Annotated in this window: 9 protein-coding genes and 1 riboswitch; of the genes, 5 read left to right on the top strand and 4 right to left on the bottom strand. The window is 45.8% G+C overall.

Annotated elements, in window-relative coordinates:
- Positions 1-31: 31 nt before the first annotated feature.
- Positions 32-142, top strand: a riboswitch (TPP riboswitch).
- A gap of 100 nt (positions 143-242) precedes the next feature.
- From thiD to N5E84_RS09345, 3 genes are all read left to right on the top strand, one after another.
- Complete coding sequence (gene thiD, locus N5E84_RS09355) at positions 243-1,100, top strand: bifunctional hydroxymethylpyrimidine kinase/phosphomethylpyrimidine kinase (RefSeq protein WP_019282101.1); 858 nt, start codon at positions 243-245, stop codon at positions 1,098-1,100.
- Between the two features lie 280 nt (positions 1,101-1,380).
- A complete protein-coding gene (locus tag N5E84_RS09350; protein WP_019282100.1) occupies positions 1,381-3,069 on the top strand; it encodes a chitinase in 1,689 nt (562 codons plus the stop codon).
- Positions 3,070-3,248: 179 nt separating this feature from the next.
- Positions 3,249-3,857 carry an acetate uptake transporter gene (locus tag N5E84_RS09345; RefSeq protein ID WP_010320388.1) on the top strand — a complete coding sequence of 203 codons (609 nt, stop codon included), beginning with the start codon at positions 3,249-3,251 and terminating at the stop codon, positions 3,855-3,857.
- 92 nt (positions 3,858-3,949) lie between these two features.
- Here the strand turns inward: N5E84_RS09345 and N5E84_RS09340 are convergent, their stop codons facing one another.
- From N5E84_RS09340 to N5E84_RS09330, 3 genes are all read right to left on the bottom strand, one after another.
- On the bottom strand, positions 3,950-5,494 hold the full coding sequence (locus N5E84_RS09340; RefSeq protein WP_017043180.1) for an alanine/glycine:cation symporter family protein: 1,545 nt from the start codon (positions 5,492-5,494) through the stop codon (positions 3,950-3,952).
- A 298-nt stretch (positions 5,495-5,792) separates the two neighbouring features.
- Positions 5,793-7,052: a D-amino acid dehydrogenase gene (locus N5E84_RS09335; RefSeq protein WP_019282099.1), complete on the bottom strand. Its 1,260-nt coding sequence runs from the start codon at positions 7,050-7,052 to the stop codon at positions 5,793-5,795.
- 176 nt (positions 7,053-7,228) lie between these two features.
- Entirely contained in the window at positions 7,229-7,834 is a 606-nt protein-coding gene (locus tag N5E84_RS09330; protein WP_019282098.1) for a DedA family protein, read from the bottom strand.
- A 216-nt stretch (positions 7,835-8,050) separates the two neighbouring features.
- Between N5E84_RS09330 and N5E84_RS09325 the strand changes: the two genes are divergently transcribed.
- Positions 8,051-8,371: a DOPA 4,5-dioxygenase family protein gene (locus N5E84_RS09325; protein ID WP_019282097.1), complete on the top strand. Its 321-nt coding sequence runs from the start codon at positions 8,051-8,053 to the stop codon at positions 8,369-8,371.
- 304 nt (positions 8,372-8,675) lie between these two features.
- Entirely contained in the window at positions 8,676-10,850 is a 2,175-nt protein-coding gene (gene katG / locus N5E84_RS09320; protein ID WP_019282096.1) for a catalase/peroxidase HPI, read from the top strand.
- Positions 10,851-11,031: 181 nt separating this feature from the next.
- Here the strand turns inward: katG and N5E84_RS09315 are convergent, their stop codons facing one another.
- A complete protein-coding gene (locus N5E84_RS09315; protein WP_232513674.1) occupies positions 11,032-12,957 on the bottom strand; it encodes a BglG family transcription antiterminator in 1,926 nt (641 codons plus the stop codon).
- Positions 12,958-13,016 lie beyond the last annotated feature (59 nt).

Below are 13,016 nucleotides of genomic sequence, written 5' to 3'. Positions count from 1 at the left end.
CTCCTTCGGTGAGTGCCCTGTTATGATTGCTGCGAAATAGTCGGGGAGCCGATGCAGATTCTGCATAGGCTGAGATCGAAATTCGAGACCCGTCGAACCTGATTCAGTTAATACTGACGTAGGGAACTATGAGCACTTTGTCACGAGCCGAATAACAACGGCTAACCTTTGTAAATTCGATTACCGAACTTTCCAAACCACGGTCAAAGTCAGTTCCTGTATGTCTTGTCATAGGAGCGACCATGGCACAACCAATACAGAAACACACACAAGAAACGACGCTATTAAACATACCTGTTGTACTCACTATCGCAGGGTCTGACAGCGGTGGAGGGGCAGGCATTCAAGCCGACATCAAAGCGATATCGGCAACCGGCAGTTTCGCGTGTTCCGTTATTACCGCCATTACCTCACAAAATACTCAAGGCGTTTCTGCCATTTTCCCCATTCCACTTGATCATATTGAAAGCCAGTTAGATGCTGTCTTTAGCGACTTGAAGATCGTGGCCGTTAAAATTGGCATGCTAGCCGATGCCGGTATCATCAAGATCGTTGCCAAAAAAATGCAGCAATACCAACCCAAGAGCCTTGTGATAGACCCCGTGATGGTGGCGACCAGTGGTGATTTATTACTTGAGCAATCGGCAATCAGCACATTAAAAGAAACGTTGATCCCTTTGGCTGACATCATTACCCCCAATTTATTTGAAGGAGCAGTGCTTACTGGCAAGCCGGTTCCTCAGTCTGAAGCAGAAATGAACGACATGGTGGCTGACTTACGAGCGTTGGGTGCAAAGGCGGTGTTGCTAAAAGGTGGGCATTTAGAACACGCTGAAAACAGCAATGATCTTTTGATCATGAAATATTCGTCAGAATTACTCAGTGCGAAGCGTTTTCCAACCCCAAATACCCATGGGACGGGTTGCACGCTCTCTTCTGCGATCGCTTCTTATCTTGCTCAAGGAAATAACCTGCACAAATCCGTGTATTTGGCTAAGCAGTACATATCGCAAGCCATTGGCTATGCCGATGAACTGGATGTTGGCCAAGGTCGCGGCCCAGTTCATCACTTTTTTACTGGCCACACTCATGTGCGCTAAGCCATTGCCGGTGCGATGATGCTTGAGAAATTTGAGGCATTGGTTGTTCACTTAACCTGATGAAAAATAGATTGAACTCTAAAAGCCTCAAGCTTTTTTGAGGCTTTTTCATATTTATCGACTTGCCTTCAAAGGGCGATGTCGCCGTACGATAATTGGTTTACATCATGATGAAACCACTCGCATTTTGACATTTAATTAATAAGTTTCACTGTCAACAATGGCTCGGCTATCCATACTATTTTCACCGTACCCACTAAGCAAAAAATAAGGGATTGATATGTTGAAAACAAAGCATTTAGCCGTGCTGATTAGCAGTGTCTTAGCCGCAAACAGTTACGCGTTAAATATCTTACCTGACCCTGAAAATTCCGCGGGTTATATTGTCTCTAAAGTAGAGCTACAAGCGGCAGAAAAAGCCAAAACAGCGGATCCTATGTATGCTATTTGGTCGGAAGCACTAGAAACGCGTTCGAATGCGATTGTTGAAGCAATAGTACTGGGGTTAAGTTCTAACCCTGAAAACGTCAAGCGTGTTGAACGGGTATTTCCACAGTACGAGTGGGATTTCTTAACTCAAATGGCGGCTCCCGAATACACCTATACGCGCTTCTTACGGGCAATAGGCAAATTCCCCGCGTTTTGTGGCGAATATACGGATGGCCGAGATTCAGACGCAATTTGTAAAAAATCCATCGTGACGGCTTTTGCTCATTTCTCACAAGAAACGGGTGGCCACATTGCGAAAGACAACGTATCTGATAACCCTAATGGGCTTGAAGAGTGGCAGCAAGCACTGGTTCATGTACGTGAAATGGGGTGGTCTGAAGGGCAAAGTGGCTATACAACCGGTTGTGGCCAAAATGATTGGCAAAATGCTCGTTGGCCGTGCGCCGCCGGGCAAGGGTATTTTGGTCGAGGCGCGAAGCAGCTCTCTTATCATTTCAACTATGGCGCTTTTTCTGAAGTGATGTTTGATGGTGATGCCAAAGTACTGCTCAATAACCCCGGATTAGTCGCTGATTCTTGGTTGAACTTAGCTTCAGCGATTTGGTTTTTTTTAACACCTCAAGCACCGAAACCGGCAATGTTGCACGTAATTGACCGTACATGGACACCTTCGCAGCGTGAAAGCGATGCTGGTATTGGTTATGGTTTTGGCACCACAATTAACGTTATCAATGGTGGCATTGAGTGCGGTGAACAGAACAAAGATAAAGGTCAACCGGTTAATCGTATTCGCTACTGGGAAGGGCTAGCCGATCATTATCAAATACCGATTGAGTCTGATGAAAAGAATACCTGTTGGCAGCAAACGCCTTACGGTAGCTTAAATTTGAACGGTGCGACTGACGTGCTGTACACCAATTGGGATGGCAACTGGAAATATTACTCTGATCGCCCAGGTGGCTACTCGTTTGAATGTGAACTGGTTGGTTTCCAAACCGCGTATTCAGCCCTTGTTGCTGGTGATTACGAAAAATGTGTGACTAACTTTTATGGTTCACATTCTAGCTGGCCCCAAGTGCGTGTTGTGGATGCGATTGATCCCGGTACGCCACCAGAGCCACCAGTGGATGGCATCGTCGGCTGGGAAGCAACAAAGGTATATAACACGGGCGATAAAGTGAGCTATAAAGGCGCTACTTATGAAGCTAAGTGGTGGTCACAAGGTAATGAACCCACTCAAGGTGATCCTTGGAAGCTTATTACGGGTGAACCAACAGCGCCCATAACACCTGACCCTGTTGAGCCACCACCAGTGGTCACCGAGCCAGAACCGCCCGTCACGCCAGAGCCTACGCCACCAAGCAGTGATTTTTCAAGCTGGGTTGCAGGGGTTACTGTTGCAAAAAATGGCGATAAAATTACGCATAATGGAAAGTGTTTTATGGCTAAAAATAACCCCGGAGTATGGGAATCACCCACGCAAAGTAACTGGTTTTGGGATGAAATAAACTGTCAATAGAGAGTAACATTTAGCAAAAGGAGAGCAGCACGATCGAATTCGGTTGTTCTGCTCTCTTTTTGAATAATCAAGTGGTTAAATTTACAATCTTAGTTTTCGTTAACGTTCTTTCCATTTTGTGTGCTACTCCACTAAAATCCGCGCGTAATTTTTATCAACATTTTTTAAGGTACTCGCGAATGTCTACTAAATTGGCCAATCCAGCGCCGCTAGGCCTAATGGGTTTTGGCATGACGACTATCCTGCTTAATATCCATAACGCAGGCTTTTTCCCTATCGACTCTATGATTTTGGCGATGGGTATTTTCTACGGTGGTTTAAGTCAAGTCATCGTGGGTATCATGTGTTTCAAACGTGGTGACACTTTTGGCACCACAGCGTTTACCTCTTACGGTCTATTTTGGCTCACATTGGTTGGACTGATTGTCATGCCATACATGGGACTACCAGCAAGCCCTGCTCATTTTATGGGTTGGTACTTAGCGTTGTGGGGTATTTTCACTGGTTTCATGTTTATCGGTTCATTGTGCTACCCACGAGCTAAACAAGTGGTATTCGGCTCACTGACCATTCTATTTGCTTTGCTAGCGGCGCGTGATTTCACTGGTAGCGAGCTTATCGGCACGATTGCCGGCTTTGAAGGTATCTTCTGTGGCGCAAGTGCGATTTATTTTGCAATGGCTCAAGTTCTGAATAACGAATACGGCCGTGTTATTTTGCCGATTGGTGAAAAGAAAGCGCAAAACGCTGTTGTCGAAAAGTTGACGACACAAGAAATCGCAGCCTAATACGGGTTGATGAAAAAGAAAAAGGGTTAGCGTTTGCTAACCCTTTTTGCGTTTACCTTGAATGCTTTTTGCTGATGAGTTTAGCTAATCCGTTAGGATGATGGTTGTTCAACACCCACGGAGCTCTCTTCTACGGTTGGTTCTTGTCCCGTTTTGCGTTTATATTTTCCTTCCCAATATGTCGCATTCTTAATGCCGAGTTTTACTGGGTTGAAAAGATACTCATCGACACCTTGTTTTTGTTGCTCTTCATAATCTTTGAGTGCTGCAATAGCTGGTTTAGCCATAAAGAAGATGATCAAAATCCCGACTATGTTTAGCCACGCCATCAAACCCACGCCCACATCACCCATTGCCCAAGCAAGGTTCGCGGTTCTCACTGTGCCGTAGAATACCGTTGCGATGATCACTACTTTAAGAAGGAACATCAGGCCATCGACTTTAAAGGTGCGGCGAATGTAAGCAATGTTCGTTTCAGCAATATAGTAGTATGCCAAGATCGTGGTAAAGGCGAAGAAGAACAGAGCAAACGCAACAAAAGGTTTACCCACGCCCGGTAGTGCGCTCTCAATCGCCATTTGGGTAAATACTGGGCCATTGGCACTAATATCCGCCGCGATGTTCTGTACTAAAAATGCACCTTCTGCGCCGCCGTGTACGTTATAAGCACCAGTGATCAGAATCATGAACGCGGTTGCGGAACAGACCAGCAGAGTATCAATATAGATAGAAAATGCTTGCACTAAACCTTGCTGCGCTGGGTGATCAACACTCGCGGCAGCCGCAGCGTGCGGTCCAGTACCTTGGCCTGCTTCGTTTGAGTAAACACCTCGTTTTACCCCCCAACCAATCGCAGCACCAATACCTGCCATTGGTGTGAACGCATCACCAATGATCATGGCAAAAATACGTGGTACTTCACTGATGTTAAGCAGGATGATAACAAACGCAGTAATCACATAGGCCAAAGCCATAAATGGCACCACGACCTGTGTGAAGTTAGCGATACGCTTAACACCACCAAAGATGATGAAAGCTAAAATAATTGACACTACGGTACCAGTAAAAATCTTAGCAAAAGTGAAGCTACCGATAGTGGTTTCAATGATTGGGCCAGCCCCAAAAGCCGCTTCTACGGCATTACCAATGCTGTTGGATTGCACGCCAGGTAAAAGAACACCACAAGCAAAGATGGTGGAAATGGCGAAGATCCATGCATACCATTTTTGTCCCATCGCTTTTTCGATGTAATAAGCGGGACCACCACGGAATTCACCTTCATCTTCTTCTTTATAAATTTGTGCCAGAGTTGACTCAGCATAAGCAGTCGCGGCACCAAAAAAGGCCACTACCCACATCCAGAAAATAGCACCAGGGCCACCAAAACCAATTGCTGCGGCTACGCCTGCAATATTACCCGTACCGACGCGTCCCGAAAGTGAAACGGCCAAAGCTTGGAAAGAGGATATCCCTTTGGTTGAGCTTTTTCCGGAAAGAAGAAGTCGCCACATTTCAAAAAAGTGACGGACCTGAACGAATCGGGTCACAATTGAGTAGAATAAACCCGCACCAAGGCATAAATAAATTAGCGCCGGGCTCCAGATTATTCCATTCAGAAAATCAACAAATGACTGCATATGCATTTCCCTGTTTTAGTAGTTTTGGTGAGTGTTGTGTTTGCTTTGTGGGCAACATATTAATCTTTTTGTAACTTAGATGTTAATTTATTTGTCTGTGAATAATCGTTAGCGTGATGAGGAACACAAAATGCTAACGAAATGTTAAATAATAGGTGGGTTAATTAGAATTGGCTAAAATTTCAGCGCATATGGGTTGGTCACCCGAAAGGTTGGAAATTAAATTCTCTCGGGTGAATCATTATGCATAATAACTTTCCACTAAGGTTTAGCTAATAATAAGCATTTTCTATTGTGGCTAGTTGATGAGGTAGCGAGAGAGATTCAACTCATGAATTGGTAAAGCACAAGTTTGCTCACTGACAATGTCGGCAAGAAGCTGTCCAGATCCGCAAGCCATCGTCCACCCTAAGGTTCCATGTCCGGTATTGGTGTAGAGGTTTTCAAATGGAGTGGAGCCTATAATCGGGGTCCCGTCAGGCGTCATTGGTCTAAAGCCTGTCCAGAATTTAGCTTGTGCTAAATCACCGCCTTGAGGAAAGAGATCGGTCACGACTTTTGCAATGGTTGCTTTGCGCGCATCAGGCAAGGCAGGATCAAACCCGGCTAACTCTGCCGTGCCCGCGACACGAATTCGATCCTCAAAACGAGTGATGGCCACTTTATATGTTTCGTCCATTACCGTTGAACGCGGGGACAATTCGGCGTCGACAATCGGCAGCGTTAGTGAGTACCCTTTCACTGGATAAACAGGAATGGAGATACCCAATGTCGCCAGTAAAGCGGTAGAGTAACTGCCGAGTGCGACGACATATTTGTCTGCTTTCAGTTCACCTTTATCGGTTTGGACAGCGATGATCTTTTTGCCTTCAGTGGTTAATGTTTTTATTTGTGTATCAAACAGAAATTGCACCCCACGGCTTTTCGCGAGCTCTGTTAATTGTTGGCAAAACAGATAGCAGTCCCCGGTTTCATCGTCGGGGAGGTACAAACCACCTCGCAATTTATCGCGTACAAGAGCAAGACCCGGCTCTTGCTTAATGCACCCATCGACATCAAGAAGCTGATAACGAATCCCACTTTGCTCGAGTAGTTTGATGTCCTTTTGTATCGCTTGTAGCTGTTTTTCGCTGCGAAATACTTGCAACGTTCCAAGCCGACGGCCTTGATATTGCAGGTTATGTTGCTGATTCAGGTCAGCCAAACAAACGCGGCTGTAATTGGCAATCGCCAGCATTCTGGCTTTATTGATGTTGTAACGATCCTGTTGGCAGTTCAATAACATTTTACCCATCCACGCCAACAGCTGTGGGTCGATAGATGGTTTTATTTTCAACGGTGCATGCTCTTCAAACAGCCACTTTAATGCTTTTTGTGGGATGCCGGGTGCAGCCCAAGGGGAAGAGTAGCCATAAGATATTTGCCCTGCGTTAGCAAAACTGGTCTCTTTTGCACCTTGTGATTGGCGATCCACCACCGTTACTCGGTGGCCCGCTTGTGATAAATACCATGCGCTGGTTAGCCCGATGACGCCGCTGCCTAAGACGATCACGTCCATGTTGTCTCCTTAAATCATCCTAGTGTGTTCTTTGAGCACATTCAGAGTTGGTGTAAATGTTCACATAATAGCAACATCAAACATCAAATTGAGTGGAAACACAATCATTAGCCCCTGCACTTATTTTTATGTGGTGATGACAAAAGGGGGGAAATGAAGTCAGAGACAGGTCGCTATCAGCGCTGAGTGTGTCTATGTTTCAATACTGCATAAATCATAACGATAAAAGTGATAGCGGCCATTGCCCAGATCCAATAGCGGTAAGCAGAATAAAAGTGGCTGATTTGGTGAAGATGTTCAAATGCAAAATGGGTGAGTAAACCAAAGACCGCGACCCAAACTGTGGTGGCAAGCACGTTACCCAGTAAAAATACTCTGATGGGCATTTTCGCCACTCCGCAGGCTAATGGCATGAATTGTTTCATCCCCTCAACAAAGCGACTGATGATTAAGCAAATCGGGCCGTATTTTTGAATAGCGCTTTGCAGTTTTTGAAATTTAGCCCCTGAAATATAGCCTTTTTTATCCAACCAACCCTCAAAATAATAGCCGAGTAGATAGCCGCAACTATTACCAATAAAGCAGCTTAGCCACGATACAATCATAACAAGAGAGAAATTCATTACGCCATTGGATGACAAAATGGACGCGGCAATCATGAGCGATTGGCCGGGCATCGGAATGCCAATCCCTTCGAAAAAGATGCTGATGATCAGTGCTAGGTAGCCGTACTGTTCCAATAACGGCTGCATTGAGAGGAGCAGTTGATTGATAGGTTGCAAAGCGGGTATCCACCATCGAAAGTTTGAGGTTATTTAATACGCTGGTTCTTCGTTTGAATCAACGTCATCGTGTGATAATGCCCATTTCTTGGCTCTTAAAATAGAATACGTTGTGGTTAGTACCTTCAAATTAGCTGAAAATCATCAGCAAATTTGTTGTGGTTTCTATGCTCTTTTGGCGTAGTACACTGCTTAAAAATTAAGAGGAGTTATTTTATGTTTCATGCCCATGTTTATTTTGATCTCGCAGATCAAGCGAAAGCACAACGCGTACAACAAAAAATTGCCCAACAACGACATGATGTACAAGCCATGTTTGGCTTAGTACCAAGGCTTGTTGGCCCGCACTTAAAGCCGATGTTTGAAGTACACCTTGCTGACAATAGTCACGGATTTATTGAGTGGCTAGATGAACATCGGGAAGGTCTTAGCGTGTTAATCCATCCGGTTTCTGGAGACGATAGGTATGACCATTCTGAGGGACAAGTTCTGTGGTTAGGAGAGACTTTAGGGGTGAACTTAGCCGTATTGCGTTAGAGGATGCCTATCAAATTAATAGCCACAGTGAATTAGTGTTTAATGCTCATCTTGTCTAGTCTGTACAGAACGCAGCAGAAACAATAATCGTGGCAAGGTTTTGAAGAAAAAGGTTTTTCGAACAAGTCGTGACCGCAGGCTCATCACCTCTCGTTGTTATTGTATATACATGATGTTGTTCTAAGTTTTGTTGCATTTGAATTTAATACAGTGAATGTTCAGCCAATATCGACCGTGCTGAGTGTTTTTAGAATAAATCAAGCACACTTAAATAGCCGCAGTAATGCGAAGCAAGGAGAACGCAATGGAGAATAAAGGTATGAATTCGGGCGGTAAATGCCCTGTCATGCACGGCGGAGTAACCTCTGCTGAACTATCGAACATGGATTGGTGGCCAAAAGCACTGAATCTTGACATTCTTCACCAGCACGACGTGAAAACCAACCCAATGGGGGCGGATTTTAATTACCGCGATGCGCTAAAAACATTGGATGTTGATGCCTTGAAAAAAGATCTCAAAGCACTAATGACCGATAGCCAAGAGTGGTGGCCTGCCGACTGGGGGCATTACGGCGGTTTGATGATCCGCATGGCATGGCACTCCGCGGGTACTTACCGAATTGCAGATGGTCGCGGTGGTGCGGGCTCTGGCAACCAGCGTTTTGCTCCGCTTAACTCGTGGCCTGATAACGCCAATTTAGATAAAGCTCGTCGCTTATTGTGGCCAATCAAACAAAAATACGGCAACAAAATCAGTTGGGCAGATCTGATGATCTTGGCGGGTAATATGGCTTATGAATCCATGGGGCTTAAAACCTTTGGTTTCGCTTTTGGTCGTGAAGATATTTGGCACCCAGAAAAAGACACTTATTGGGGCTCAGAAAAAGAGTGGCTAGCGCCAAGTGGCGGAGAAAATAGCCGCTATTCCGGTGTGCGTGATCTAGAAAACCCGCTTGCTGCCGTGATGATGGGCCTGATTTATGTAAACCCTGAAGGCGTTGACGGTAATCCAGACCCGCTTAAAACCGCACATGACATGCGCGTCACTTTTGAGCGCATGGCAATGAATGATGAAGAAACCGTGGCGCTGACAGCGGGTGGGCATACGGTGGGTAAAGCGCATGGTAATGGTAGCGCTGCGAACTTAGGGCCAGATCCTGAAGGGGCGGACTTGCACGAACAAGGCTTGGGTTGGAATAACCACACCAGCCGCGGCATTGGCCGTAATACCGTCACCAGTGGTATTGAAGGTGCATGGACTACGCACCCAACCCAGTGGGATAACGGCTTCTTCCACCTGTTGTTTACCTACGAATGGCAACTGACGAAGAGCCCTGCTGGCGCGTGGCAGTGGGAGCCAATCAACATCAAAGAGGAAGATAAACCGGTTGATGTGGAAGACCCAAGCATTCGTTATAACCCTATGATGACCGATGCCGATATGGCGCTGAAGATGGATCCTGAATATCGCAAGATCTCAGAGCGTTTCTACAAAGACCCAGCGTATTTCTCTGAAGTGTTTGCGCGAGCTTGGTTTAAGCTTACTCACCGTGATATGGGGCCTAAAGCGCGTTACTTTGGCCCTGATGTTCCGGCAGAAGATCTCATTTGGCAAGATCCCATCCCCGCAGGTCGTAAAGATTATGATGTGGATGCAGTAAAAGCAAAAATAGCGGCCAGCGGCTTAAGCATCAGTGAGATGGTCAGCACCGCATGGGATAGTGCTCGTACTTTCCGTGGTTCCGATAAACGTGGTGGCGCTAACGGTGCGCGCATTCGCTTGGCTCCTCAAAAAGATTGGCAAGGTAATGAGCCAGAAAGACTCAGCAAAGTGTTGGCTGTTCTGGAGAAAATTGCTGCTGATGCGGGTATTAGCATCGCCGATACCATTGTTTTGGCGGGTAACGTCGGTGTTGAACAAGCGGCCAAAGCGGCAGGCGTTAATATTACTGTGCCTTTTACTGCCGGACGTGGTGATGCAACGCTTGAACAAACGGATGTGGAATCGTTTGATGTGCTTGAGCCACTGGCGGATGGTTTCCGTAACTGGCAGAAGCAACATTACGTGGTTAACCCAGAAGAGATGCTGTTAGATAAAGCGCAACTATTGCGCCTGACTGCTCCAGAAATGACCGTATTGATTGGTGGATTGCGAGTGCTCGGTACAAACTACGGCGGCAGTCAACATGGTGTATTGACAGACCGTGTTGGGGCGTTGACTAACGATTTCTTCGTTAACCTCACCGACATGAATTACACTTGGAAGCCAACGGGCCGTAATTCTTACGATATGGTTGAGCGTAAGAGCGGTAAAACAAAATGGACAGCGACTCGTGTTGATTTGGTGTTTGGCTCAAACTCCATTTTGCGCTCATACGCTGAAATTTACGCGCAGGACGATAACAAAGAGAAGTTCGTCAAAGACTTTGTCGCTGCTTGGACCAAAGTCATGAACGCCGATCGCTTCGACGTGTTGTAAGCCCTCTCCACTCAGTAATCTTGATATTAAGGCCCTCTTAGCGAGGGCCTTGTTGTGCATAGGTTTCTCTCTAAACGGCTTGTTTATAAAAGAGACTAGTCCCCAAAAAACGAATGTTTCTAAAAACAGATGGTATCTAAAAAATAGAGGGCATCTAGGAAGCATCACACAGCGATATATTTTATTGTAATTCCAAGTGCGCCAGTGTTTTGAAGTGCTTGAAGGTTTCGCATTGCGACAGACTTTTGCCTAATTTTTTATTAATCAGCACTTGGAAAAGATCATACAGCCCCATCGCCTCTTCATAGTCACATTTACTTAAGGCGAGGAAAAAGATCAGATAGGCTTTTTCACCATTACCCCATTCAATTCCACGCGGTGCAGCGACGGTGTAAACCATCGAACGTTTAGCAAAGAGCTCAATCGAGTGAGGTAGAGCAATGTATTCACCCATCATGGTTGAAACCAAACTCTCTCGCTCTTGCAGTGAAGCTCGGTATCCTTCCTCTACCAACTCCGTTGATTCAAGATGCGAGCAAACCTGCTCAAAGAGGTGTGATTGCTCAATGACGTCATCAAGGTAGAGAAATTGAGCCTTGGAAAAATACTTATCCAAAAGATAAGAGTGCGTGCGATCAACCAACACTTGTTTGCCCAGTTCTTCCAATTGATGTTGGGTAGGGAAGGGGTCAACCACAAAGCTCTGAATCTCTCTATTGGCTAAGGGCATGGTGGTAATAATGAGGTCGGCTTGCGTGGCATCAGCGGTGATCAACTGTTCAGGTGAATAAACCGTTTTCATATCCAATTGCGGATACTGGCGGCGGATGATCGCTTCTAGCCCAAGTGTCGCGGCATTACCGGCGTCGCAATACAGGAGCGCTTTGGGTGTACGATGACCTAAATGGTAATTACGTTCAAGCCCCACACCAATGTGAATCACAAGATAGCCTATTTCGTGCGGTGTCATGCAGTAACCCGTCTCTCTGATCCAGTCTGCGATGGCCGATAAGGTAATACTGTAAGCGAGTGGGTAGTGCTGTTTGATATGCTCGGCCAATGGGTTAATTGTGGCGACATGATGTTTGACACGAATGATCATATGGCAGACGTGGTTGTGAAGATCGCGGCGTAATAGCGCATCGTCACGCACATCGTAAGGGTAATTTTGATAGATATAATCAAAGATGTGAGTGACTAGATCATCGGCTTCATGCTGTACACCCTGGCTAAGGAGTGCTTGATTCGTCGCAATTCTCGCTTGAATGTGAATCGCCAAGGCGGCAATTTCATGGTTATTGGCGGGTAACAGCATCGGTAGCGCAGAAAATAACGCTTTGGCAATTGGTAGCGTCGTTTCATGAACATCGTTTTTAGAAAATTCGGTAAGCTCTTTGCCACACGCGAGCCTGTGCAGTGTGACGGCAGCATAAAGGGTTAACCAACGCAGCCCAATATCATTGATATAGAGTGTATGGTTGGTCAACACTTCACGAAAGCGCGCTGCAAAAATTTGCTGAGATTTTTCAGGGAAAATCGTACTAATAAAGCCCAGAGCTTGTTTTGTCTCTTTTTGTTCGATGTAGATAAGTTGGGTTAAACGGGAGCGAATCGCCATTTCTGGGCCTTGGATCAGCATGCCCAAACAAGGTTTACTTTCAATCGATAAACCAAACGTGGCCAGTTGGCTGCGTACATCAACCATATCATTTTGAATAACAGTGCGGCTTAGATTCCATGTCTCGGCCAATTCGTCAATTTTTACGCCTTGTTCTGCAGTTAATAGCAGTACTTGAATCTGGATGATGCGCTCTTTACTGGTCCTTGGAATCGTTTCTGCATTTTGCACCCTCGACAAAAAATGCTCGAAAGTTGATGGGTTGTAAATATTGAGTTGGTAACCGGAACCGCGCTGGTGGAGAAGATGCGCGCCATGATTGACCATCACATTATTGAGCAGCGCGACATCGGTGCGTATGGTGCGTGTCGAAACATTAAGCCGTTGCGCAAGTTCGTCCTGAGTCAAAGGCGAGGCGGATACAGCATCCAACAAATGAATTAGGCGAGGGTGCGGTAGCTTGTACATCATCGATTCCCATTCCAGCATGAACAGCGCTATCTAAAAGGTAAAATGCACTAAAGGCAATAGATAGCCAACGCTTTGTT

The sequence above is a fragment of the Vibrio sp. J502 genome, from assembly GCF_025397955.1.
Taxonomy (GTDB): Bacteria; Pseudomonadota; Gammaproteobacteria; order Enterobacterales; family Vibrionaceae; genus Vibrio; species Vibrio anguillarum.
The sequence above is the reverse complement of the archived record's forward strand: the minus strand, read 5'-3'. Positions and strand labels throughout refer to the sequence as shown.